21 protein-coding genes and 2 tRNA genes are annotated in these 25,140 nt (G+C 61.4%); 7 read left to right on the forward strand and 16 right to left on the reverse strand.

What is annotated here, in order from left to right:
• Window positions 1–53: 53 nt before the first annotated feature.
• From hisC to ACP7DE_RS12430, 6 genes are all read right to left on the reverse strand, one after another.
• On the reverse strand, window positions 54–1,109 hold the full coding sequence (hisC, locus tag ACP7DE_RS12405; protein WP_426072378.1) for a histidinol-phosphate transaminase: 1,056 nt from the start codon (window positions 1,107–1,109) through the stop codon (window positions 54–56).
• Window positions 1,110–1,338: 229 nt separating this feature from the next.
• Window positions 1,339–1,428 (reverse strand) — tRNA-Ser (locus ACP7DE_RS12410).
• A gap of 334 nt (window positions 1,429–1,762) precedes the next feature.
• Window positions 1,763–1,852: transfer RNA gene (locus ACP7DE_RS12415), tRNA-Ser, on the reverse strand.
• Between the two features lie 77 nt (window positions 1,853–1,929).
• Complete coding sequence (gene serS, locus ACP7DE_RS12420; RefSeq protein WP_426072379.1) at window positions 1,930–3,219, reverse strand: serine--tRNA ligase; 1,290 nt, start codon at window positions 3,217–3,219, stop codon at window positions 1,930–1,932.
• Between the two features lie 147 nt (window positions 3,220–3,366).
• Window positions 3,367–3,570, reverse strand: a complete 204-nt coding sequence (locus tag ACP7DE_RS12425) for a hypothetical protein (protein WP_426072380.1) — start codon at window positions 3,568–3,570, stop codon at window positions 3,367–3,369.
• Window positions 3,571–3,719: 149 nt separating this feature from the next.
• On the reverse strand, window positions 3,720–5,141 hold the full coding sequence (locus tag ACP7DE_RS12430; RefSeq protein ID WP_426072381.1) for a PLP-dependent aminotransferase family protein: 1,422 nt from the start codon (window positions 5,139–5,141) through the stop codon (window positions 3,720–3,722).
• 180 nt (window positions 5,142–5,321) lie between these two features.
• On the opposite strand from ACP7DE_RS12430, the gene ACP7DE_RS12435 reads away from it, so the two are divergent.
• Window positions 5,322–5,612 (forward strand): DUF2917 domain-containing protein, encoded by a 291-nt coding sequence (locus ACP7DE_RS12435; protein WP_426072382.1) that lies wholly within the window; start codon window positions 5,322–5,324, stop codon window positions 5,610–5,612.
• Entirely contained in the window at window positions 5,609–6,382 is a 774-nt protein-coding gene (locus ACP7DE_RS12440) for an NAD-dependent epimerase/dehydratase family protein (RefSeq protein WP_426072383.1), read from the forward strand. The genes ACP7DE_RS12435 and ACP7DE_RS12440 overlap by 4 nt, the downstream gene beginning before the upstream one ends.
• A 2-nt stretch (window positions 6,383–6,384) precedes the next feature.
• On the opposite strand, the gene ACP7DE_RS12445 is transcribed toward ACP7DE_RS12440, so the two are convergent.
• The 3 genes from ACP7DE_RS12445 to ACP7DE_RS12455 form a co-directional block, all read right to left on the reverse strand.
• Window positions 6,385–7,704 (reverse strand): replication-associated recombination protein A, encoded by a 1,320-nt coding sequence (locus ACP7DE_RS12445; protein ID WP_426072384.1) that lies wholly within the window; start codon window positions 7,702–7,704, stop codon window positions 6,385–6,387.
• Between the two features lie 70 nt (window positions 7,705–7,774).
• The gene (gene lolA, locus ACP7DE_RS12450) at window positions 7,775–8,431 is read right to left on the reverse strand and encodes an outer membrane lipoprotein chaperone LolA (RefSeq protein ID WP_426072385.1); all 657 of its coding nucleotides are present in this window, start codon (window positions 8,429–8,431) and stop codon (window positions 7,775–7,777) included.
• A gap of 5 nt (window positions 8,432–8,436) precedes the next feature.
• Complete coding sequence (locus tag ACP7DE_RS12455) at window positions 8,437–10,797, reverse strand: DNA translocase FtsK (protein WP_426072386.1); 2,361 nt, start codon at window positions 10,795–10,797, stop codon at window positions 8,437–8,439.
• Window positions 10,798–11,011: 214 nt separating this feature from the next.
• Between ACP7DE_RS12455 and trxB the strand changes: the two genes are divergently transcribed.
• The 3 genes from trxB to ACP7DE_RS12470 all read left to right on the forward strand — a co-directional run bounded on the left by trxB (window position 11,012) and on the right by ACP7DE_RS12470 (window position 13,400).
• Window positions 11,012–11,965: a thioredoxin-disulfide reductase gene (trxB, locus tag ACP7DE_RS12460; protein WP_101480433.1), complete on the forward strand. Its 954-nt coding sequence runs from the start codon at window positions 11,012–11,014 to the stop codon at window positions 11,963–11,965.
• A 7-nt stretch (window positions 11,966–11,972) separates the two neighbouring features.
• Complete coding sequence (locus tag ACP7DE_RS12465; RefSeq protein WP_426072387.1) at window positions 11,973–12,647, forward strand: Smr/MutS family protein; 675 nt, start codon at window positions 11,973–11,975, stop codon at window positions 12,645–12,647.
• A 123-nt stretch (window positions 12,648–12,770) separates the two neighbouring features.
• Entirely contained in the window at window positions 12,771–13,400 is a 630-nt protein-coding gene (locus ACP7DE_RS12470; RefSeq protein ID WP_034758680.1) for a trimeric intracellular cation channel family protein, read from the forward strand.
• Between the two features lie 25 nt (window positions 13,401–13,425).
• Here the strand turns inward: ACP7DE_RS12470 and ACP7DE_RS12475 are convergent, their stop codons facing one another.
• Together ACP7DE_RS12475 and ACP7DE_RS12480 are read right to left on the reverse strand one after the other, a co-directional pair.
• A complete protein-coding gene (locus ACP7DE_RS12475) occupies window positions 13,426–13,764 on the reverse strand; it encodes a P-II family nitrogen regulator (protein WP_034758685.1) in 339 nt (112 codons plus the stop codon).
• A 41-nt stretch (window positions 13,765–13,805) separates the two neighbouring features.
• On the reverse strand, window positions 13,806–15,422 hold the full coding sequence (locus ACP7DE_RS12480; RefSeq protein WP_426072388.1) for an NAD+ synthase: 1,617 nt from the start codon (window positions 15,420–15,422) through the stop codon (window positions 13,806–13,808).
• Window positions 15,423–15,512: 90 nt separating this feature from the next.
• Here ACP7DE_RS12480 and ACP7DE_RS12485 point away from each other — a divergent pair, with 90 nt between their 5' ends.
• On the forward strand, window positions 15,513–16,646 hold the full coding sequence (locus ACP7DE_RS12485; RefSeq protein WP_426072552.1) for a GNAT family N-acetyltransferase: 1,134 nt from the start codon (window positions 15,513–15,515) through the stop codon (window positions 16,644–16,646).
• 51 nt (window positions 16,647–16,697) lie between these two features.
• Here the strand turns inward: ACP7DE_RS12485 and ppa are convergent, their stop codons facing one another.
• From ppa to hemC, 5 genes are all read right to left on the reverse strand, one after another.
• Complete coding sequence (ppa, locus tag ACP7DE_RS12490) at window positions 16,698–17,240, reverse strand: inorganic diphosphatase (protein ID WP_101480430.1); 543 nt, start codon at window positions 17,238–17,240, stop codon at window positions 16,698–16,700.
• Window positions 17,241–17,784: 544 nt separating this feature from the next.
• Window positions 17,785–18,981, reverse strand: a complete 1,197-nt coding sequence (locus ACP7DE_RS12495) for a heme biosynthesis protein HemY (RefSeq protein WP_426072389.1) — start codon at window positions 18,979–18,981, stop codon at window positions 17,785–17,787.
• Window positions 18,982–18,985: 4 nt separating this feature from the next.
• Window positions 18,986–20,134, reverse strand: coding sequence for a uroporphyrinogen-III C-methyltransferase (locus ACP7DE_RS12500; protein WP_426072390.1), 1,149 nt, complete (start codon window positions 20,132–20,134; stop codon window positions 18,986–18,988).
• A complete protein-coding gene (locus ACP7DE_RS12505; RefSeq protein WP_426072391.1) occupies window positions 20,131–20,913 on the reverse strand; it encodes a uroporphyrinogen-III synthase in 783 nt (260 codons plus the stop codon). Before ACP7DE_RS12505 ends, ACP7DE_RS12500 begins: the two co-directional genes overlap by 4 nt.
• Entirely contained in the window at window positions 20,906–21,886 is a 981-nt protein-coding gene (gene hemC, locus ACP7DE_RS12510; RefSeq protein ID WP_426072553.1) for a hydroxymethylbilane synthase, read from the reverse strand. The genes ACP7DE_RS12505 and hemC overlap by 8 nt, the downstream gene beginning before the upstream one ends.
• A 300-nt stretch (window positions 21,887–22,186) precedes the next feature.
• On the opposite strand from hemC, the gene ppc reads away from it, so the two are divergent.
• Entirely contained in the window at window positions 22,187–25,036 is a 2,850-nt protein-coding gene (gene ppc / locus ACP7DE_RS12515; RefSeq protein ID WP_426072392.1) for a phosphoenolpyruvate carboxylase, read from the forward strand.
• Window positions 25,037–25,140 lie beyond the last annotated feature (104 nt).

Consider the following 25,140-nt stretch of genomic DNA (forward strand, 5'->3'; position numbering starts at 1 on the left):
GTCCGTCCTGTCGATGAATGAATCCGATGATTGTTGCATTACCTTGCACAAGATCAAAGCACTTCGCGCAATGCTGCCATCAAGGCTGCACACTCGGCCGGGTTGCCTATGCTGATGCGCAAATACTGGCTGATGCGTGGTGCATTGAAATGGCGCACGATCACGGAACGGGCGCGCAAGCCGGCCGCCAGTTGCGCCGCGTCATGCTGCGGGTGGCGGGCGAAGATAAAATTGGCCACCGAGGGCAGCACCTCGAAGCCCAGCGCCGTCAAATCCGCCGTCAGCTGTTCGCGGCTGGCGATGACGGCCTGGCGCGTCTGCTGGAAATACGCTTCGTCGTGCAGCGAGGCAACGGCGCCGGCCAGCGCCAGCCGGTCCAGCGGATAGGAATTGAAACTGTTCTTCACTCTTTCCAGCGCCTCGATCAGGTCTGCATGCCCGAAGGCGCAACCCACGCGCAAGCCCGCCAGCGAGCGCGATTTCGAGAACGTCTGCACCACCAGCAAGTTCGGATAACGGTCGACCAGGGCCACGGCACTTTCCCCGCCGAAATCCACATACGCTTCATCGACCACCACCACGGCGTCTGGATGGTCGCGCAGCAGGGTTTCCACGCCGGCCAGCGGCAAGTTCACGCCTGTCGGCGCATTGGGATTCGGGAAGATGATGGCGCCGCATGGCCCCTGGTAGTCTTGCGGACGGATGCGCATGGACTCGTCGAGGGGCACGGTACGGTAATCGATGCCATACAGCTTGCAATACACGGGATAAAAGCTGTAGCTGATGTCGGGGAACAGCAGCGGCGCATCGTGCTTGAGCAAGGCCATGAAGGCCAGCGCCAGCACTTCGTCGGAACCATTGCCGACGAACACTTGCGCGCTGTTCAAACCGTGGTAGTCGGCCAGGGTTTGCTTGAGTTCGCTGGCCGAAGGATCAGGGTAGAGGCGCAGGCTGTCGTTGGCTGCTTCGTGCAGCGCGGCCAGGACGTGCGGCGACGGGCCGTAGGGATTTTCGTTGGTGTTGAGTTTGACCAGGTCGGGCAGTTTGGGCTGCTCGCCGGGGATGTAGGGGGTCAGCTCGCTGACGATGTTGCTCCAGAATCGGCTCATTGCTTTGCTCATTACTTTGGTATGGGGGCAGGATAGTGATCGGGTAGATTACCATGGCTGAGGGAGATCAAGGTGGCGGGGGCGCTGGCCATTAGAGCTTGAATGGAGGAAAAACTGCCTTGCGCTGCGCGCTTTGGGCGGTTTTTCTACCTGGCCTTGATGCGCTGGTGATTTTCTGGCATTGCAGGAATAAAAAAAGCTCCCTTGCGGGAGCTTCTCTTATGTATTCTGGCGGAGAGGGTGGGATTCGAACCCACGGTACGATTTAACGTACGCTTGATTTCGAGTCAAGTACATTCGACCACTCTGCCACCTCTCCGTTTACTGCGGTCTATTCGTTCAAACTGGCATGCCGGTTTGAACGAGGCGCTATTTTAGCATGGGTGTTGTTGGGTTGGGTAGGGGGTTATTGCTAATCTTGCTTTAGAAAAGCAAAAACCACTTGGGCGATTCGGGGAGCCTCGCGCGAGTACGCGCTCGTCTTCGAATCTGCCGCCTTGGCGCACGCGTCAAAACCAATTTGACGATTCGGAAAGCTCCGCGCAAATATGCGCGGAGCTTCGAATCCCACTCGCAAGGCGCGCAGGCGCCTTGCTCCTCTTCGCCGCCACAAATAAAAAAAGCTCCCTTGCGGGAGCTTTCTCTATTTGTTCTGGCGGAGAGGGTGGGATTCGAACCCACGGTACGATTTAACGTACGCTTGATTTCGAGTCAAGTACATTCGACCACTCTGCCACCTCTCCATTTACTGCGGTCTTTCCCCGCATTGCTGCGAGAAGGCAAGATTATAGCAGCCGCTTGAAAAAATGGAAGGACTATTTTACGCCTTCAGATGCGTCAAGCCACCCATGTATGGGCGCAGCACTGGCGGGATTTCGACGCTGCCGTCCGCTTGCTGGTAGTTTTCCAGCACGGCCACCAGGGTGCGGCCCACTGCCAGGCCGGAGCCGTTCAGGGTGTGCGCCAGTTCCGGCTTGCCGGCGGCGTTGCGGAAACGCGCTTGCATGCGGCGGGCCTGGAAGGCTTCGCAGTTCGACAGGGACGAAATCTCACGGTAAGTGTTTTGCGCCGGCAACCACACTTCCAGGTCGAAGGTCTTGGTGGCGCCAAAACCCATGTCGCCCGTGCACAGCGACATCACGCGGTATGGCAAGCCCAGGCGTCGCAGGATGCTCTCCGCGTGGCCGACCATTTCATCGAGCACTTGGTACGAAGTGTCCGGGTGCACCACTTGCACCATTTCCACCTTGTCGAATTGGTGCTGGCGGATCATGCCGCGCGTGTCGCGGCCGTAGCTGCCCGCTTCCGAGCGGAAGCATGGCGTGTGGGCCGTCATTTTCAGGGGCAGTTGATCGAGCGCCAGGATTTCGTCGCGGGCGATATTGGTCAGCGACACTTCCGAGGTGGGGATCAGGTAGAAGGTCTCGCCCTCGCCTTCCGCGCCGCCTTTTTTCACCGAAAACAAATCGGCTTCGAATTTCGGCAACTGGCCCGTGCCGCGCAGCGAATCGGCATTGACCATGTACGGGGTATAGCATTCCGTGTAGCCATGCTCGTCCACGTGCGTGTTCAGCATGAATTGCGCCAGCGCGCGGTGCAGGCGGGCGATGCCGCCTTTCATGACGGAGAAGCGCGAACCGGTCAGCTTGGTGGCCACTTCGAAATCGAGGCCCAGCGGGGCGCCCACGTCGACGTGATCCTTGACTTCAAAGTCAAAAGTGCGTGGCGTGCCAACCTTGCGCACTTCCACGTTGCCCGACTCGTCCGTACCCACGGGCGACGATTCGTGCGGCAAGTTCGGCACGGCCATGATGAAGTCGCTCAGCTTGGCTTGCACCAGGGTCAGGGCCGCTTCATCAGCTTTCAGTTCATCGCCCAGGCCAGCCACTTGCGCCATCACGGCCGAGGTGTCTTCCCCCTTGCCTTTCAACATGCCGATTTGCTTGGACAGCGCATTGCGCTTGCCCTGCAGCTCTTCGGTGCGCGTCTGGATCGCCTTGCGTTCGGCTTCGAGGGCGGTAAAACCTGCCACGTCGAGTTGGAATTTGCGCGTCGCCAGGCGTTCTGCGACGGTGGCGATGTCTTTACGGAGAAGTTGGATATCTATCATGGGTGGATGGCGGTGCCGATGTATCGAAAGCACTCATTGTACCAAGACCCGTTCAGTTCATTCGGAGTTTTGCACATGGCTGGCCATCGTCATGGCAGCTTGGCTGGGCACTCGCGCCCGCTTTACATTTGTTGCTTAGCTTAGTGCTTAAATAAAGGCGGCTTTTTCGGCAGCACTCAGGCGGCGGGCGCTGACGGTGACGACAGGCATCGTGCTGTCGGCAGCCTGGGCGATCACGGTGCTGTTCGCGCTCACTTCCACCGTATTCGCGCCGGCGCTGGCAAAGCTGGCGCCGATGGCGATAATGGCGGCGGCGACAAAGGTGATTTCCATGTTTTTCAGTGCGTGCATGATGTGACTCCTGGTTAGTTTGCGTCGTTGACTGCTGCTGGTATGGTGGTACTTTAGCCAACGGCGACAAACAACGCCATCGGCTTGCGACCAGCGGCGAAAAACAGGGAGCGAACGGTGAAAAACGGGGGCTGAAGCGAAAAGAGGTATTACAGGGAATCCTTGACCAGGCGGCCCAGGCGGCCGATCGCTTGCTCGATGCGCGGCGTCCAGGCATTGCCGCAATTGAGGCGCAGATAATTGCTGAACTTGCCCGACGCCGAGAACAGCTGGCCCGGCATATACGCCACGCCATCGGCGATCGCCTGGCCATGCAGGGCCAGCGCATCGATTTGCGGCGGCATCTGTACCCACAACACGAAACCGCCCTGCGGCTCGGACAGCATGCAATCCGCCGGAAAGCTGGCCGCCACGGCGTCGGACATGCGGGCGATGCGCTGCACCAGGGTGCGCCGCATCTTACGCAGCTGCTGGTCGTAGCTACTGCCTTCCAAAAAGTCGGCCAGCACGGCCTGGAAGAAATGACTGGTGGCACCGCTCGACACGGTTTTCAGCAAGGCCACTTCCTGCGCGAAACGCCCGGCCAGCACGTAACCCACGCGCGACGCGGGCGTGATGGCCTTGGAAAACGAGGAGCACAGCAAGACGTTGCCGCTCGTGTCGTAGGCCTTCACGGGCCAAGGCCGCTGTGGGGCAAAGCACAGGTCGCCATACACATCGTCTTCCACCAACGGAATATTGAATTCCGACAGCAAGCCCGCCAGCCGCTTCTTGTTTGCTTCCGGCATGACGCAACCCAGGGGATTGTTGGCGTTCGGCACGAACAAACACGCTTGCACGAGGCCGGCGCGCAGGGCCAGCTCGAGCGCATCGAGCGACGGTCCCGTCTTCGGGTCGGTGGGAATTTCCAGCGCCTTCATGCCCAGACTTTCTATCATCTGCAGCAACACGAAATACGTGGCCGACTCGATGGCGATGGTGTCGCCCGGCTTGGCGACGGCGCGCAGGCACAGGCTGATCGCCTCCGTGCAGGAATTCGTCACGACGATCTCGTGCGGGTCCAGCTTGCCCCAGTCCAGCGCGCGGCGCTTAACTTGGCGCAAGAAATTGCCTTCGCTGACGTCGTAGCAGCTGACCTTGCTCAATAAAGCGGGCTCGCGCCGCGCCACGGCGCTGATGGTGCGCTGCATGCGCTTGACGGGCAATATCTCATCGGGCGGCCAGGCCGTGCCCAGCTGCACGATATTCGCCGTCTCGTTATCCTTCAGCACGCGCATCAAGAGATTGTTGATGCCGACAAAGGCCGGCTCCTTCAAATGCTGGGCGTCGGCACTGCACGGGCGGCGCGGCGCCCGGTGGCGCACAAAGTAACCGGACTGGGGCCGCGCATCGACTTGCCCCCGGTCTTCCATCAGGCGCAAGGCTTGCATCACCGTGCTGACGGAGATGCGTTTTTGCTGCGCCAGGTGGCGGATCGACGGCAGGCGGTCGCCGGGAGCAAACACGCGCGAGTCGATCAAAGCGCCCAGCTCGTTGGCCAGGTGCTCATACAGATTCAAATGCGCGCTCATGTTCCTCCCTTCAGTATGCGGCTGCCGCGCGCGGCCCGCACAGATACAGTTGCCCGATTTTTTGACAAGCACAGTCTACGACGAAATGTACTGTATTCATGACAATTTCGTTTTCCTGCATCTGTCATGGTTCACCGCAAGCACCTAAGCTGTTCCTGTCAGCACAACAGGAGCGATGCCATGCATACCGACCATGAATTACGCAGCGAACGGCCTTTACGCCTGGAAAAAGCGCACGCCAGGGTCATCGAATGCCTGTCCGGCATGGCGTGGATCACGGCCTATGCCCAGTTCGAGGATTGCGTACTGCGCAGCGGCGAACGCTACACGATACCGAATGACGGCCTGGTGCTGGTCGAAGCCGTGGGTAGCGGACACATCCGCGTGCATGGGACCACAGCACCCCGCCCCGCCCTGCTGCGCTGGCTGAACCTGGCACTGCCTCACATAGTGGATACAAGGAATACATGATTCAAACATCACTGCGTCAAGCAACACTGAGTCAAGCAGCCACACCATTGCGCGTCCTCGTCACGGGCGCCGCCGGCATCATCGGCACCGCTTTCTGGAAGCGCCGGCACGGGGAATTCTCCCTGCGCCTGGCCGACCTGCACACGGACGGCATGGCGCCAGCGCCCTGCCCGGTTATCGCGCTGGACGTCAGCGACTATGCCGCCTGCCTGGCCGCCTGCGCCGGCATCGACGTGGTGCTGCACCTGGCCGGCGTACCGCACGCCAGCGCCGATTTCGATGCGCAATTGCTGCAGCCGAACATCATCGGTACGCACAACATCTTCCGCGCGGCACAGGCGCAAGGTGTGAAAAGAGTCGTATTTGCCAGCAGCGCGCAAGCCGTGGAAGGCTATCCGCTGGACGTGCAAGTGCAGGAAAACATGCCGGCCCGGCCCGCCAACATGTATGGCGCCAGCAAGGCCTTCGGCGAAGGCGTGGCCTCGGCCTTCGCGCACCAACACGGCATGACGGCGATAGCCGTGCGCATCGCCAACGTGGCCAACTTTGCGCCAGGTCAACAGCACAGCGCACGCGACATCGCTGCCTTCATCAGCGAGCGCGATGTGGTGCAATTGCTGGCCCGCAGCGTGAGTGCACAGCTGCCGACCGGCTACCACGTCGTGCATGGGGTGTCCGACAACCGCTATAAACGCCTGTCGATAGCAGCGACGCGCCAGCTGGTCGGCTACGCGCCGCAGGATGACGGTTTTAGTTTGCTGGGCTTGTAGCCTCAGCCCTTGCCGGCTGATTTTCCTGCTTTTCTGTCCAGCTCGCGCAACCAGGCCAATTTATCGGCTATTTTACTTTCCAGGCCGCGCGGCACGGGCTGGTACCAGCCCGGTTCCGCCATGCCGTCCGGGAAATAGGTTTCGCCGGCCGCATACGCATCGGGCTCATCATGCGCGTAGCGGTAGGCGTGACCGTAGCCCAGTTCCTTCATCAGCTTCGTCGGCGCATTGCGCAAGTGCACGGGCACTTCCTTCGATTTATCCTTCTTGACGAAAGCCATGGCCGTGTTGAAGGCGTTGTAGCCGGCATTGCTTTTTGCAGCAATCGCCAGGTAAATCACCGCCTGCCCCAGGGCCAGCTCGCCTTCGGGCGACCCCAGGCGCTCATACGTTTCCGCCGCGTCATTGACCATGGTCAAGGCGCGGGGGTCGGCCAAGCCGATGTCTTCCCAGGCCATGCGCACGATGCGCCTCGACAAATAGCGCGGGTCGGCGCCGCCATCGATCATGCGGCAAAACCAGTACAGGGCCGCGTCCGGGTTCGAACCACGCACGGACTTGTGCAGGGCGGAAATCTGGTCATAGAAATTGTCGCCGCCCTTGTCGAAGCGGCGCGAATTCAGGGTCAGCGCATTGTCGACAAAAGCCGCGTCGATCTTCGTCGTCCCTGTCGAGCTGGCGGCCGTCTCGGCCTGCTCCAGCAAGTTCAAAAAGCGCCTTGCATCGCCATCCGCGTAACCGATCAGGGTGTCGGCGGCAGCATCGTCGAAGCTCAAATGCGTCAGCGCCGTCGACTGTGCCTTGACCAGCAGCAGCTTCATTTCGTCTTCGTTGAGCGACTTGAGCACATACACTTGCGCGCGCGACAGCAATGCCGAATTGACTTCGAAGCTGGGGTTTTCCGTCGTCGCGCCGATGAAGGTCACGAGGCCCGATTCGACAAAAGGCAGCAAGGCGTCCTGCTGCGATTTATTAAACCTGTGGATTTCGTCAACGAACAATAAAGTGTGCTTGCCAAACTGGTCCAGGCTGTGACGCGCCTGGTCCATGGCTGCGCGGATATCTTTCACGCCAGCAAACACGGCCGACAGCGCGATGAATTCGCTGTCGAAGGCATTCGCCATCAAGCGCGCCAGCGTGGTCTTGCCCACGCCGGGCGGGCCCCATAAAATCATCGAATGGGCCTTGCCCGCTTCGAACGCCAGGCGCAGCGGCTTGCCCACGCCCAACAAATGCGTCTGGCCGATGACTTCGTTGAGGGTAGCAGGCCGCAAGGCTTCGGCCAGCGGCTGGCGCGGTGCGGTGGAAAAGAGATCCGCCATAATATTTACCGGGTAAGAATGCAAAGGCCCCGCATCGCTGCGAGGCCGGTCAACAACAAGACGTCAAGAATCAATTATTGATGACATCCGCGCCCTTGGGCATGACAAATTTAAAGTGATTGGCAGACAAGGCTGGATTTTTCTGGAAGTTCTTGAACGCCAGTACCGAGGTCTGGCCGAACGAGTCGCGCAATTCCATCGCTTCCGGCACGCCGTTGCGCAGGCCGATGGTGATTTCATCGAAGGTCGTGTCCTTGGCCTTCGGTGTAGCCTTCAGCCATTCCAGGCCGTCGCGCGTGCCTGCTTCAGCCAGGGTGAAATTCTTTTCCAGGTCATTGCTGCCAAACAAGATGGCGGCCGGCGAGGAACCGAGGGCGTCGCCCAGTTTCTTCACCGTCACCTGGCTCAAGTCCTTGTCGTAGATATACAACTTGTCACCGTCGGCTTGCAGCAGCTGTTCGTACGGTTTCAGATAGGTCCAGATGAACTTGCCTGGACGGGCAAATTCAAACGTGCCGCTGGCCGGCGTCGACACTTTCGCCTTGCCGCTGGCGTCCGCCTTCTTGACCTGGCGCTGCACGAACTCGCCCTTGGCCGACTTGGTGCCGGCCGCAAAGCTCTTGAATTGCTCGAGCGCGCTGGCCGAGGCGCTGGCCGCAAACAGCAGGCTGCAAACGACACTGGTCGCGCCGATCATTATTTTTGTTGCGAAAGCCGTGTTCTTCATTCTGTTTATCCTTGTTCGCTACTTGCCGCAGGCACCAGGATTTCCCGGTTGCCATTGGATTGCATGGTTGATACCACCCCGCTCTGCTCCATCTGCTCGAGCAGACGGGCGGCGCGGTTGTAGCCGATGCGCAAATGACGCTGCACCAGCGAAATCGAGGCGCGGCGGTTTTTCAGCACCACCGCTACCGCCTGGTCGTACAGGGCATCGGCCTCGCCGCCGCCCTCGCCCGGCGCGCCGCCTTCAGCGCCGTCGCCTTCCAGGGTGCCGCCTTCGAGGATGCCCTCGATGTAATTCGGTTCGCCCTGCAGCTTCAAATAACTGACGACTCTGTGGACTTCCTCATCGGAAACAAACGCGCCGTGCACGCGCATCGGCAAGCCGGTGCCAGGCGGCATGTACAACATGTCGCCCATGCCCAGCAGCGCTTCTGCACCCATCTGGTCCAGAATCGTGCGCGAGTCAATCTTCGACGACACTTGGAAGGCGATACGCGTGGGAATGTTGGCCTTGATCAAACCCGTGATCACGTCTACAGATGGGCGCTGCGTGGCCAGAATCAAGTGCAAACCAGCGGCACGCGCCTTTTGCGCGATACGCGCGATCAATTCCTCGACTTTTTTGCCCACCACCATCATCAAATCGGCCAGCTCGTCGATGATGATGACGATGGTCGGCAATTTTTCCAGCGGTTCCGGCGAATCCGGCGTCAGGCTGAACGGATTCGGGATGTGTTCTTCGCGTTTTTTCGCGTCAGCAATCTTTGCGTTATAGCCGGCCAGGTTACGCACGCCCATCTTGCTCATCAGCTTGTAGCGACGCTCCATCTCGTTCACGGCCCAGTTCAGCGCGTGGCCGGCCTGGCGCATGTCGGTGACGACGGGCGCGAGCAAATGCGGAATGCCTTCGTAGACAGACATTTCCAGCATCTTCGGATCGATCAGGATCAAACGCACGTCGAGCGGGTCGGATTTGTACAGCAACGACAAAATCGTCGCATTGATGCCCACGGATTTACCGGAACCGGTGGTACCGGCCACCAGCAAGTGGGGCATCTTGGCCAGGTCGGCCACGACGGGCTTGCCGGCGATATCCTTGCCCAGCGCGATCGTCAGGCTGGACACGCCATCGTTGTAGACCTTGGAGCCGAGGATTTCCGTCAGGCGCACGATCTGGCGCTTGCTGTTCGGCAGTTCCAGCGCCATGTAATTCTTGCCGGGAATGGTTTCCACCACGCGGATCGACGTCAAGGACAGCGAACGGGCCAGGTCGCGCGCCAGGCCCACGATCTGGCTGCCCTTGACGCCCGTGGCCGGCTCGATTTCGTAACGCGTGACGACAGGGCCGGGGTAAGCGACCACTACCTTGGCATCCACGCCAAAGTCGGACAATTTCTTTTCGATCAGGCGGCTCGTAAATTCCAGGGTTTCCACAGAGACCGTTTCCACCACGGGCGGCGCTTCATCGAGCAGCGACAGCGGCGGCAACTTGCCATCGCCCAGGCCTTCGAACAAATGCGCCTGGCGCTCCTTTTCCACGCGCTCCGATTTCACCACCGTCACCACTTGCGGCTCGATCTTCATCGGCGGCGCGGCCACGTGTTTCTCCACATGCTTGGCCCGTTCGATCACCACAACCTCGTCGCGGCGCACGGCAGCCACTTCGCCCTGGCGGCGGTCTTCGCGGTCCTGGTAGCGCAGCACGAACCAGTTGAATGCGTCTTCGATGGCGCCGCCGATGCGTTCGGCCACTTGCAGCCAGGACACATGGAAGAACAAGCTAAAACCCAGGCCGAACAGCAACAGCAGCAGCAAAGTGGCGCCAGTGAAACCAAAAGCCACGTGGGCCGAATGCCCCACCAGCTGGCCCAGCACGCCGCCCGGCTCGCGCGGCAGTTGCACGTGCAGGCTTTTTGCCATGCGCAGGTATTCCAGGCCCATGCTGCCGATCAGCATGATGGAGAAGCCGACGATACGGATCAGCATCTCGACATGGTGCTCGCGCTCCACCTCTTCCTCTTCCAGCAGGAAGCGGCGGCTCAACCGGCGATAGCCATTCCACACCGTGCGCAGCAGCCAGACGCACCACCACCAGGCGGAAAAGCCGAAGATATACAGCAACAAATCGGAGAAGGTCGCGCCCAGCTTGCCACCGAGGTTGGCCACCTTGTCGACGGAGGTCGCATGCGACCAGCCCGGGTCGAGCTTGTTGAAGCTGGCCAGGATCAGCACGAAATACAGGGCAAACGCGGCCAGCGCGAACCAGCGCGCCTCGGACAACAGCCGTACCAGCCGGTTCGGCAGGGGCCGGCGTTCGACCGGTTTACGGGTATAGCTATTTTGATTGGCCTGGGCTGGTTTAGTCATTCTGGGAAGCGCTGCAAGGTGAAAATGTTTCTGAAAGGGAATTTCCCATAATAAGGAAGTATTCTAAGCCATATATGCCCCGGACGGCCCCACGATTCGTCGCCACAGGCGGCTTGGTCTATAATCGTGGATTGCTTGCGCAAGCGCAATACGCCCTTGTTCTTCGCGCGTACGCCCCCAATTCGGATAGACCCCACTCATAGAGAAGCCTCCCATGACCACTACCAAACACGCCCGCGTTTTGATCCTCGGCTCCGGCCCAGCCGGCTACAGCGCCGCCGTCTACGCCGCCCGCGCCAACCTGAACCCGATGCTGGTCACCGGCGTGGAACAAGGCGGTCAGCTGATGACCACCACCGACGTGGAAAACTGGCCCGGCGACCCGATGGGCGTGCAAGGTCCGGACTTGATGCAGCGTTTGCTGCAGCACGCCGAGCGTTTCAATACGGAAATCGTGTTTGACCACATCCACACCACCTTCCTCAACGAAAAACCGATCCGCCTGAAGGGCGACAGCCACGAATACACGTGCGACACGCTGATCATCGCCACGGGCGCATCCGCGCAATACCTGGGCCTGCCATCGGAAGCACAATTCATGGGCAAGGGCGTGTCCGCCTGCGCCACCTGCGATGGATTTTTCTACCGCAACCAGGAAGTAGCCGTCGTCGGCGGCGGCAATACGGCCGTGGAAGAAGCGTTGTACCTGTCGAACATCGCCAATAAAGTCACGCTGATCCACCGCCGCGACAAGTTCCGCGCCGAAGCCATCCTGATCGACCGCCTGAACGCCAAGGTTGCCGAAGGCAAGATCGTGTTGAAATATAACCACACTCTGGACGAAGTGACGGGCAACGAAGGTGGCGTGACTGGCCTGAACATCAAGTCGACCATCGACGGCAAGGTCGAAGCGCTCTCCGTGCATGGCGTGTTTATCGCCATCGGCCACAAGCCGAACACGGGCATCTTCGAAGGCCAGCTGGAAATGCACAACGGCTACATCAAGACCAAGACGGGCCTGGAAGGCATGGCCACCGCCACCAGCGCACCGGGCGTGTTCGCCGCCGGCGACGTGCAAGACCATATCTACCGCCAGGCTATCACCAGCGCCGGCACGGGTTGCATGGCAGCACTGGACGCCCAGCGCTACCTGGAAGGCCAGGAGTAAGCGTCGCATGGCGTCGATGAAAGACTTTGCCGACCTGAAAGCGGTCAGCAAGCAGCTCAAGGAGCAGGCGGACGCGCGCGCACAAGCCGCGGCTGAGCGCGCCCAGCAGGTCAAGGTGCAAGCCGTGGAAAGCAATCTGTTCAAGGCCAGCATCGGCGGCGTCAAGCGCCTGCCCGAATCGGACCGCTACGTGCCCAGCCTGCCCAAGGCGGGTACGACAGGCACCCAGCAGCCGGCGCGCAAGCTCACGCCGGACGAGGACGATGCGGCCGTGCTGCGCGAGTCGCTGTCGGACTTGTTCGAGGTCGACCATTACCTGGAAAACGATCCTGCGCTGAACTACGCCCGCCCCGGCGTGGGACCGGACGTGGTGAAGAATATGCGCAAGGGCCACTGGCCCATCCAGGATGAGCTGGACTTGCACGGCTTGCGCCGCGACGAGGCGCGCGACGGCATCGGCGCCTTTTTGAACCAGGCGACGCGGCGCAAGCTGCGCTGCGTGCGCGTGATCCACGGCAAGGGTTTCGGCTCGAAAGGCCAGGAACCGGTCTTGAAATCGATGGTGCATAGCTGGCTGGTGCAAAAGGATGAAGTCATCGCCTTTTGCCAGGCGCGCCGCTCCGAAGGGGGCGATGGCGCGCTGGTAGTCTTACTTTCAGCGGCCCTGCAGCCCATCCGCTAGCCTTGACAGCAAGATATTACAATTCAGTAACAAGTTAGCCCCCGCACACGGCCCCGTTTGTCACCATTCGGGGCCGTGTCATGTTAACCTGTGACAATTATTTCCTGTCCTAGCGCTCCGCCCATGATGCCACCCCAATTGCCGCCTGGCTCGCTGATCAAGATCATTGAGGTCATCGCCATCCTGGTGGGCGCGTTTTCCGGCTTCATCGAAGCGCGCCGCAAGCGCATGGATCTGGTCGGCGTGTTCGTCGTGGCGTTCATTACGGCGTTTGGCGGCGGCACCTTGCGCGACATCCTGCTCGACAAGCGGCCCCTGTTCTGGGTCTCGCACCAGGAATACGCCATTCTCATCTTCGTGCTGGCCCTGACGGCCGCGCCCTTGATCCAGCATTTGCGGCAAATCGTCTCCGAACGCCTGATCGTCATTGCCGACGCCATCGGCCTGGGCATGTTCGCCATCGCGGGCGTGGCCGAAGCGACGCGCGCCGGCATGCCGCTCTTCATCGCCTCGATGATGGGGGTGATTACGGGGATTTTTGGCGGCGTGATGCGCGACATCGTCTGCAATGAAGTGCCGATGGTGTTTCGTGACGGCAAACCCTACGCCATCTGCGCGTTTTTCGGCTGCTGGGCCTACCTGCTGCAAATGCACTTCGGCGCCGAGCACGACTTCGCGCTGTGGACCAGCGCCAGCGGCATCACGATCTTGCGCCTGATATGCTGGAAATTCGACATGCGGCTGGGGCGCTGACGGCTAGCCGCCCCCGCAAGAAAACTTAGACTGCGTCCGGACCGGTCTCACCTGTGCGAATGCGGATGACCTGCTCCACGTCGCGCACGAAGATCTTGCCGTCGCCGATCTTGCCCGTGCGGGCCGCCTTGATGATGGCGTCGACCACCAGTTCCGACACACTGTCATCCACCACCACTTCGACTTTGACTTTCGGCAAGAAGTCGACCACGTACTCGGCGCCACGGTACAGCTCGGTATGGCCTTTCTGGCGGCCAAAGCCCTTCACTTCAGTCACGGTCAAGCCCGTCACGTTCACATCGGCCAGGGCCTCGCGTACTTCGTCGAGCTTGAATGGTTTGATGATGGCGGTAATCTGTTTCATGGCTACTCCTTAAAATTGTTGGATTGTGGACAGATGGCTGCTTATTCGTAAAACTTCGACGTGATGGGGTAGCGCCAGTCGCGGCCGAAGCCACGGTGCGTGACGCGGATGCCCACCGGCGACTGGCGCCGCTTGTATTCATTGATCTTGATCAGGCGCGTGACCCGGGCCACATCGGCCGGCGGATAGCCAGCCTCGACAATCTCGGCGATCGGCCGGTTTTCTTCCATGTACAGCTGCATGATGCCGTCGAGTACCTCATATGGCGGCAGCGAATCCTGGTCCAGCTGGTCGGCGCGCAGCTCGGCCGACGGTCCGCGCGTCAGGATGCGCTCGGGAATCACGTCCGACACACTGTTGCGCCAGGCGCACAGGCGGTACACCAGGGTCTTGGCGATATCCTTGATGACGGCAAAGCCGCCCGCCATGTCGCCATACAGGGTGCAGTAACCAACGGCCATCTCGCTCTTGTTACCGGTCGTCAGCACGATGCTGCCATGCTTGTTCGACAGGGCCATCAGCAAGGTGCCGCGGATGCGCGCCTGGATGTTTTCTTCCGTCGCGTCTTCCGCCAGTCCGGCGAACTCGTCAGCCAGGGTGGCGCGGAAGGCATCGAAGGTTTGCTTGATCGGAATTTCATCGTAGCGCACATTGAGGCGTTTTACCATGTCGCGCGAATCGATCCACGAGATATCGGCCGTAAATTGCGATGGCATCATCACCGCGCGCACCTTGTCGGCACCCAACGCATCGACGGCGATGGCCAGGGTCAGGGCGGAATCGACGCCGCCCGACATGCCGATCAGCACGCCCGGGAAGCCGTTCTTGCCTATGTAGTCGCGCACGCCCAGCACCAGCGCCTGGTACACCTGCGCTTCCGTCGTCAACGGCGCGGCCAGCGGCTGCGGCACGGGCGTGGCGCCGTCGAACTCGACCAGCTGCAAGTCTTCCTCGAAATGGCGCAGCTGGGCGCACATCGTGCCGGCCGCATCCATCACGAATGAGTCGCCGTCGAAAATCAGCTCATCCTGGCCACCGACCAGGTTGGCGTACACCAGGGCCAGGCCTTGCGCGCTGACATTCTTGCGCATGGTTTCATAGCGCAGATGCTGCTTGTTCATGTGGTACGGCGAGCCGTTCGGCACCAGCAGCACTTGCGCGCCGGCCGCGCGGGCGCGCATCGGTGCATGCTCGAACCACGTGTCTTCACAGATATTGATGCCGAAGCGCACGCCCTTCACGCCAAACACGAAAGCCTGGTCCGACGACGTGAAGTAACGCTTTTCATCGAAAACGGTCGTGTTCGGCAAGTCATGCTTGCGGTAGGTACCCAGCACTTCGCCGTTCAGCAGCACGGAGGCGGCATTGTGGCGCACGCCCTTCTCGTCTTGCAGCGGCAAGCCCACCACCACGTGCAAATCCTTGAACTGGGCCAGTTCCAAGGCCAGCCCCGCAAACGCTTCCTGCGTTTTTGCGTAGAATGCATTGCGCAGCAACAGGTCCTCGGGTGGATAGCCAACCAGCGACAGTTCCGGCGTGAGCACGATATCGGCGCCCGCCTCGAACGCGCGGCGGGAAAGGTCGAAGATCTTGGCACGGTTGCCGGCCAGATCGCCGACCGTACTATTCATTTGAGCAATTGCGACTTTGACTGTCATGATGATGATGGATATTTCGTTCTATTAAACAAGACAGGGGCGCGCAGACCGACGGTGGCGCCCCGAGAGTGATGAATGCACACTACAACAATGAATTATCGCACGGCTATCGTCTCTACTCTGGCTGATATTGGCGAAGCGGCCTGGTCTGAACTCTTGGCAAGCCAGGCGGACGCGAATCCCTTCCTTTCCTACGCCTTTCTGCACGCACTGCACGAGTCCGGTTGCGCCAGCGCGGACACGGGCTGGCAGCCGAATTACCTGGTGCTGTGGCAAGGCGAGACCCTGGCCGCCGCCCTGCCCCTGTACCTGAAGCTGCACTCGTATGGCGAATACGTGTTCGACTGGGCCTGGGCCGAGGCGTATCAGCAGCATGGCCTTGAATATTACCCGAAACTGTTGTCCGCGATACCGTTTACGCCTGTCAGCGGCGCGCGCTTGCTGGCACGCGATGGCGAGGCGCGCGCCGCCCTGCTGGCCTTCCTGCAGGCACAGCAGCAAGCCAGCACCGTCTCGTCCTGCCACATCCTGTTCCCGCCGGAAAGCGAAGCGCGCCAGCTGGAGCAAGCCGGCTACCTGATGCGTAGTGGCGTGCAGTTTCACTGGCTCAATCCCGGCTACACGAATTTCGAGCAATTCCTCGCCACCCTGGAACACAAGAAGCGCAAGAATATCCGCGCCGAGCGGCGCAAGGTACAGGAAGCGGGCGTGACGCTGCGCCAGGTGCGCGGCGTGGAGGCGACGTACGCCGACTGGCAACTGTTCCATCGCTGCTACAGCAATACCTATGCGGAACACCGCTCGTCGCCCTATCTATCGCTGGACTTCTTCCGGCGCATCGGTGCCAGCATGCCGCAGAACATCCTGCTGGTGATCGCCGAGCGCGAAGGCCGGGCCATTGCCGCCTCGCTGGTGATCCATACAGCCGATACCTTGTATGGCCGCTACTGGGGCGCGCTCGAGCACGTACCCTGTTTGCATTTCGAGACGGCGTACTACCAGCCGCTGGAATTTTGCATCGCCAACGGCATCGCCACCTTCGAAGGGGGCGCGCAGGGCGAGCACAAGATGGCGCGGGGCTTCATGCCGCAAAAGACCTGGTCCGCCCACTGGCTGGCCCGCCCGGCCTTTGCCGACGCCGTGCAGCGCTTCCTTGAGCGCGAGCGGGGCGGCATCGATGCCTACCTTGATGAATTGAATGAACACAGTCCGTTTCGCGCATAAAAAAACGCTCCCCGCCATGGCTGGCGGGGAGCGTTTTTTTACTGGGTGCTCTTATGCTTTTTCAGCATCTTTCTTGAACGCAGCGACGCCGTTCAGAATTTCTTCCTTGGCCACGTCAGGACCATACCAGCCGTCGATCTTGACCCATTTGCCTTTTTCCAGATCTTTGTAGTGCTCAAAGAAATGCTGGATCTGGCGCAAGCGCAGTTCGTTCAAGTCTTCCGGCTTTTGCCAGTGGCTGTAGATCGACAGGACCTTGTCGACTGGCACGGCCAGCACTTTAGCGTCTTCGCCCGACTCATCGGTCATTTTCAGCACGCCGATAGGGCGGCAGCGCACGACCACGCCTGGAATCAGCGGAAACGGGGTGATGACCAGCACGTCGACCGGGTCGCCGTCCGGCGACAGGGTGTTAGGCACATAGCCATAGTTGCACGGGTAATGCATGGCGGTACCCATGAAGCGATCGACGAAAATCGCGCCGCTTTCCTTGTCGACTTCGTACTTGATCGGATCGGCATTCATCGGGATTTCGATGACGACGTTGAAATCGTTCGGCAGGTCGCGGCCGGAAGAGACGTTATTCAAACTCATGGGGTTCCTCATTAGCGGATTGTGTTTTAACCGCGTAATTATAGCGAAGTACAGGCAGTTTGTGCGATGCAGCAGCGGCCCGCCTGCGTTTTGTGCCTCACGCCAACAACAATGCCATGCACGGCCCGCACTATGCAGATCGCGAGACAAGCATCGCAAAGTTTGGTCGTTCAGAAGGCTTGCTGCATCTTTTCACACATTCCTATTTATGGCAGTACGGAGCGCGTAAGAGACGTTACGTAGTTTGCTTGCCGTCAACCTTGTATTCGCAATTGAATACGCGACAGGTCTTCATCGTTGTTCAACGCGGCTATGGTTGGGCTTGTGTCTGAATGGCGGACCTGACCCTGCCACCCATAATCCGTGGTGCCATGGTTCAACTCACGGGAGGCCCACCAGAATTTGCAGCAATAGATCAAGCCCCGGCGGGTGAATTGCCGGGGCTTTTTTCATGGTGCGCCTGGCATGGGCTCACCACGAAAAAAGCCCTTCAGTCTGCACTGAACGGCTTTTTTACGTCTGGAGAAACAGCTTACTAACTGGCTTACAGAATGGTGGCCAGCGCGCACTGCCGGTAATGCGCGGCAGCCTGTTCCGTCTGCTGCAAGGCATCGTGCATCTGCGCCAGCTTCAGGTGGGCGTCGCGTACCATTGGCGGCTCGTTCGCGTCCGACAGGGCTTGCTCCAGGTGACGCTGGGCCTTGCCCCAGAGCTTTTGCTTGAGGCACAAGGTACCCAGGGTAAGGGCCAGTTCCGCGTCCAGCGGACGCTGTTTCATCCATTGCTCGCAATGTTCGATCTGCAGCAGCAGGGCCGGCGTGCCACTTGGGGCCGCCGCTTCGCGGTAGGCGCGCACGACGCGGTCGTCCCAGTCGGCGGCCAGCGATTCTTCGCACACGAGGCGCGCTTCGTCATGCAGGCCGCGCGCATTCAGGGCCGTGGCGGCGCGGCAGGCGATGTACGGCTTCACCCGGTCGCTGCTTGGCACGGTAGACCACACGCGCATCAAGGATTCAGCGTCATGCGATGGGTCGGACAGCAAATGCTCGTAGGCCAGCTCGCGCAGGCGCGACGACAGGGCCGGATGCAGGGCGCGGTGCTTGTCGAGCGAACGCACGAGGCGCAGCACTTCCGGCCAGTTCTTCGCCTGCTGCTCGGCTTTCAGCGACCATTGCAGGGCGTGGATATGGCGCGTGCCGCTGGCATTGAGTTCGCGCACGGCGGCCAGGGCCGCTTCCGGCTGGTGGTCGTCGACCAGCAATTCCGTCACCGTCATCAGACGGGCCGTCTTCAGACTGGCATCGCCTTCGACACGGGCCAGCCAGCTGTCGCGGCGTTCGGACTGGCGCATGCGGTGCGCGGCGCGCGCGCCGATCAGCGCGGCCAGGCCGGCGTTTTCTTCCAGTTCAGCGGCACGCAAGGCGGCCTTCTCGGCATGGCCGAAACGGCCTTCGAACAGGGCTTTCAAGGCTTCGCGCAAGCCCTTGTTGCCATCGCGCTCACGCTTGCGCTGGCGGTAGGCCGCCACTTGCGCCGGCATGCGCACGGTGGCGCGCACGGCGCGCACCAGCAGGTACAGCAGCACGAACAGCACCACCTGCAGCAACAGGAAGAAGTTCAGCGACAAGTCGATGCGGTAAGGTGGATAGAACAGCACCACGTTGCCGGGGTTGAAACGGGCCGTCACGGCGATACCGATCGCCGCGGCCATCAGGGCGAGTAACCAGAGAAATAGACGCATGGGCTCAGGACTTCGCTTTATAGTTGCGCACAGCCGTCAGACTGTCGGACAAGGTTGGCATTTCGATGGCCAGGTTGCTGCCCTGCACTTGACGCAGCAAGGCTTGCGCCGTCTGCGTGCTCTTGGCGCGGGTGTCGAAATACTTGGCCAGCGCATCCTGCGCGGCGATCAGATCATTCCTGAAGGCGGTTTCATTGCGCGATAACAAAGCCATGCGGGCATTGAGCAGGCGCAGCTTGACGTTTTCACGCAAGAAATACGATTGCGTCGGCGACAGCATCAGCGCTTCCGGCGTATCGACACGGCGGATGCGGATCAACTGACGCACGTCGGCCCACATGTCGCCGCTCCAGGTATTGAAGCCGTCGCGCACTTTTTGCAGCAGCGGTTCCGGTGCCGGTGGACCCACCAACTTGCCGCTAGCATCGCGCACTGGCTTGGCCTTGCCCGGTTTTTCCGGCGCGGCCGGCAAGGCCGGCGTTTCGTCGGACAGCATCGGCAGGGCGTCGACCTGAGCGATCACGGCATCGAGGCGCAAGGCCACGCCCGTCGAATCGACGCTGGGCAAAGCCTTGAGTTTTTCCATGTCGCGCCCGATGGCGCGGCGGATGGTGATGAATTGCGGCTTGTCCGAGCGCGACAGGCTTCGGTCCGCATTTTGCAGCGCGATCAGCGCGCCGGGCACGTTGCCGGCCAGTTGCAGCTGCTGGCTGGCCGTCGACAGTACTTGCTCGATTTCCGTCAGCGCCCACTCGTCGCGGTTCTTCGACAAGTCGTTATACAGTTGTTCCAGGGCCAGCTGCTGGCTTTGCGTTTCGCTCTGGCGGTTTTCCAGCGCGCCCACCTTGATTTCCAGCTCTTTCGTGCCTTCTTGCACGTTGCGCGCCAGCACGCCCGTTTCGGCGTTGCTGACATCGCCCTTTTGCAGACGCTTGGCCACTTCTTCGCGCAGGTTGCGGATTTGCTTGCTGGTCGACCAGCTTTGCGCAGCCAGCAGCACAGCCAGCACGATGACGGCAATGCTCATGGGCTTTTGCAGCTGTTCGAGCAGGCTAGTCGCACGGCCAGCGGGTTGGTCGGCCGCCTGCGGCGCCGTCTTCACGGCGCTGCCAGGCGTTGCATTCGGTTCGGAGAGTGTAGGCATTTCGTTCATGATCGTGATTGTAACGCGGCAAGCACTCCTGCGTCGCCTGATCCTGTCAAGGTGACACGGGCAAAACCCAGGGCCGCCGCCGTTTGTGCAATGCGGGCGTGCGGCACGATCAGATGCTGCTGTTGCATTTTCACAACAGCTATCTTTTTGCCATCCAGTTCCTCGAGCAGCGCCAGTAAACCGCGCAGCGCTTCCGAGCTGGTGATGATCCAGTCATTATTATGCTGCAACAACTTTTCCAGGGTCGCCCGCAAGGCCGGCGTCAGCGTTGGTACCTTGCGGCGGTAGGCAGTGACGAACTCGACTTCGGCACCGGCGGCGCGCAAGCCGTCGGCCAGGTAGTCGCGTCCGCCATCGCCGCGCACGATCAGCACGCGCTTGCCGCGCAGGGCCGGCAAGTCCAGCGCCAGTAACAGATGTTCGGAATCGCTGCGCGCCGTATCGAGCGGGCTGGTAATCGTCGCGTTCGCGTCCGTGACGCTGTGCGTCGCCAATGCCAGGCGGCTGCCCTCGCCCACCACGGCCAGCGGCAGGCCGGACGGCCAGGCGGGCAGGTGCGCAAAGACGCAGTCGATGGCATTGGGCGAGACAAACGCCACCAGGTTGTACTCCCCCAGGCGCGCCAGCACGGCTTGCAACTGCGCGCATTCCTCTTCGCCGTCAAGCGCGTGGATTTCCAGCAACGGCAGCAAGGTCACGGGCCAGCCCAGCGCCGCGATTTTGGCGGCCAGCGGCCCCGCTTGCGCCGCGGGCCGCGTGATCACCACGGTGTCAGGCATGCGGCGCCAAGCCTTCATGGTTGTCGGGCGTGACGGCACACGAGGCGAGGATGCCGGCAGCGTCTTGTCCACGCAGCAGTTCGGCCACCTGTTCGCCCAGCTGTTCCGGCGCAACGGCCGGGCCACTGACATCGGCGCTGGCCATGCGCGCGCCGTCGGGCGTGGCGACCATGGCGCGCAAACGCATCTGTTCGCCATCGATTGTTGCGAACGCGGCCAGTGGAATCTGGCAGCTGCCGCCGAAGATCTTCGACACCTTGCGTTCGGCCGTCACGGCTTGGGCCGTGGCCATGTGATTCAACGGCGCCAGCAGGCGTACCAGGTCGGCGCCATCGACGCGCCCGCTGCGGATCTCGATCGCCATGGCGCCTTGCCCGGCGGCCGGCAAGCTGTCTTCCGGCGCCAGCACGGCGCGGATGCGCGACGCCAGGCCCAGGCGTTTCAAGCCGGCGGCAGCCAGGATGATGGCGGCGTAATCACCACGGTCCAGCTTGCCCAAACGCGTATCGAGGTTGCCGCGCAGGGGCAAAATCGTCAGGTGCGGATAGCGCGCGGCGATCAGCGACTGGCGGCGCAAGCTGCTGGTGCCGACAACGGCGCCATGCGGCAACTCGGCCAGGCTGGCGTAATCGTTCGAGACGAACGCGTCGCGCGGGTCTTCGCGCTCGAGGATGGCGGCCAGGGCAAAGCCATCCGGCAACTCCATCGGCACGTCTTTCAACGAATGCACGGCCAGGTCGGCGCGGCCTTCTTCCATTGCCACCTCCAGTTCCTTGACGAACAGGCCCTTGCCGCCTACCTTGGACAGTGCGCGGTCCAGAATCTGGTCGCCGCGTGTGGTCATGCCGAGAATTTCAACGCTACACTGCGGATACAGGGCGGCCAGGCGTGCGCGCACGTGTTCAGCTTGCCACATGGCAAGACGGCTCTCGCGCGTGGCGATCACCAGTCGGGCGGGAATCTTGAGCTTCAATTCGTTCGGCGTCAATTCGTTCGAGGTCAATTCGGATGCTTTCAAAACAAGTTCTTTCGCTGTCATTGTCGTTGCGATTGTCATTGCGATTGGCGTTGCCATTTCGCCCGTCCGATATCAATTTGTATCGAAATGGCGCCCGGCGTCGCTATAATCGTTATCCCTTTGCCTAGAAGGCCAAGTCAGGCTAGCGTCCATGTTGAAGACTACAAATTTTATCATGCGCCCCCTCCCCTCTGCGGCCAAACGCCCGGTGCGATCCACATTCCCTTGCTTTTACACTTACTTTGGTTCTTTATTATGCTCAATGACGCAGTAGCACCAGAAATAGTTACAGCGGCCGGCTCCGACAAGGACGCGCCGCTGAAAGAAGATATCCGCCTGCTGGGCCGCCTGCTGGGCGACGTGCTGCGCGAACAGGAAGGCGACGCCGTCTTCAATGTGGTGGAAACCATACGCCAGACGTCCGTGCGCTTCCGCCGCGAAGCGGACGCGGGCGCCGCGCTGGAACTCGACGCCATGCTCAAGGAACTGAGCCGCGAACAGACGATTTCCGTGGTGCGCGCCTTTTCCTACTTTTCGCACCTGGCCAACATTGCGGAAGATCAACACCACATCCGCCGCCGCCGCGCTCACCTGCTGGCCGGCTCGCCAGCGCAAAAGGGCAGCGTCAGCTTTGCGCTGAAAAAACTGCGCGCCGCCGGCGTGCCGCGCAAGACCGTCGACACCTTCTTCCAGGACGCGCTGATCGCCCCCGTGCTGACGGCCCACCCGACGGAAGTGCAGCGCAAGAGCATACTCGACGCCGAGCACGACATCGCCCGCCTGCTGGCCGAGCGCGACTTGCCACAGACGCCGAAAGAACGGCAAGCCAACATGCAACTGCTGCGCTCACGCGTCTCCACCCTGTGGCAGACGCGCATGCTGCGCTACTCGAAGCTGACGGTGGCCGACGAGATCGAAAACGCCCTGTCCTACTACCGCATCACCTTCCTGCGCGAACTGCCGGGCCTGTATGACGATATCGAGGACGATATCGCCGCCGAATACCCGAATGGCGACGGCACCATCGAACCGATCAACGCCGCCTACGTGCAGATGGGCAGCTGGATCGGCGGCGACCGCGACGGCAACCCCAACGTCAACGCCGGCACCATGCAGCATGCGCTGGCGCGCCACGCCACCACCATCCTCGACTTTTACCTCGACGAAGTGCACACGCTTGGTGCGGAATTGTCCGTCTCGACCCTGATGGTGGGCGTGAGCGCCGAACTGCAAGCGCTGGCCGACCAGTCGCCGGACGCCTCGCCACACCGCAGCGACGAACCGTACCGCCGTGCCCTGATCGGCATCTATGCGCGCCTGGCCGCCACGGCGCGCGCGCTGGGCGCCACCAACATCCTGCGCAAGGAAGTGGGGCCGGCCGCCGCCTATCCCGACGCGGCCGCGTTTGTCGCCGACTTGCGCACCATCGTCGCCTCGCTCGAATCGCACCACGGCGCGGCGCTCGTGCGCCCGCGTCTGGCCACCCTGGCGCGCGCGGCCGACATCTTCGGCTTCCACCTGGCGTCGCTGGACATGCGCCAGACGTCCGACGTGCACGAAAGAGTGCTGGCCGACCTGTTTGCGAAAAGCGGCGTGGCCGCCGACTACACGGGCCTGTCCGAGGAAGACAAGCAAGCGCTGCTGCTGAACGAACTGGCACAGCCGCGCCTGCTGTACTCGCCCTACATCGGCTACGCCACGGAAACCGATTCCGAGCTGGCGATCCTGCGCGCGGCGCGCGACATCCGCCAGCGCTACGGCGCGCGGGCCATCCGCAACTACATCATTTCGCACACGGAAACCGTGTCCGACTTGCTGGAAGTGTTGCTGCTGCAAAAGGAAACGGGCTTGCTGCGCACCGATTGGAAGGTAGGCGGCGAAGGCGACAGCACCTGCGAGCTGATGGTCATCCCCCTGTTCGAGACCATCCCCGACCTGCAGCGCGCGGCCGGCATCATGAGCCAGGTCATGGCCTTGCCGTTGGTCAAGCAATTGATCGCCAAGCAGGGACAGTTGCAGGAAGTCATGCTCGGCTATTCCGATTCAAACAAGGATGGCGGCTTCCTGACCTCGAACTGGGAACTGTACAAGGCGGAACTGGCGCTGGTGTCCGACTTCCAGAAGGCCGGCGTCAAGCTGCGCCTGTTCCATGGCCGTGGCGGCACGGTGGGCCGCGGCGGCGGACCCAGCTACGAAGCCATCCTGGCGCAGCCGCCGGGCACCGTCAACGGCCAGATCCGCCTGACGGAACAGGGCGAAATCATCGCCTCGAAGTTTTCCAACGCAGAAATCGGCCGGCGCAACCTGGAATTGCTGGTGGCCGCCACCCTGGAAGCGAGCCTGGCGCCGCAGGCGGCCAATCCCGCGCACGCGAGCCAACTGGCGCAGTTCGAAGACGTGATGGCGCAGCTGTCGGACCTCGCCTACCACGCCTACCGCCACCTCGTGTATGAAACGCCGGGTTTTACCGAGTATTTCTTCTCGGCCACGCCGATTGCGGAAATCGCCGAACTCAACCTCGGTTCACGCCCCGCCTCGCGCAAGGCCAACCAGCGCATCGAAGACTTGCGCGCCATTCCCTGGGGCTTTTCCTGGGGCCAGTGCCGCTTGCTGCTGCCGGGCTGGTTCGGCTTCGGCAGCGCCATCGAGGCGTGGATCAACGATGACGCGGGCGCCGCGAAAGATGACAAGATCGCCACCCTGCGCGCCATGTACGCCGAATGGCCCTTCTTTGCCACGCTGCTGTCGAACATGGACATGGTGCTGGCCAAGACGGACCTGGCGATTGCCTCGCGCTATGCGGAACTGGTGGCAGACCAGGACTTGCGCGAACGCATCTACAAAAGCATCACAGACGAGCATGGCAACACCTTGCGCTGCCTGGAGCTGATCACTGGCAACACCGAGCGCCTGGCGGGCAATCCGCTGCTGGCCCGTTCGATCCAGAACCGCTTCGCCTATCTCGATCCGCTGAACCACTTGCAGGTGGAATTGATCAAGCGCAACCGCGCCCTGTCGGCGGAAAGCAAGATCGACGAAAGGGTCCACCGCGGCATCCAGCTGTCCATCAATGGCGTGGCGGCGGGCCTGCGCAACACGGGCTGATCGCGTCAGGCTACCTTTGGCAGGCAGGGGCCGGCACCGCAAGGGCCGGCCCTTTTGCTTGCTCGATGGCAAAATATTCTCAAGAAAGCAACAATTGGTATTAC

This window comes from Janthinobacterium sp. DSP2-3-3, from assembly GCF_049897325.1.
In the GTDB taxonomy this organism is placed as follows: Bacteria; Pseudomonadota; Gammaproteobacteria; order Burkholderiales; family Burkholderiaceae_D; genus Janthinobacterium.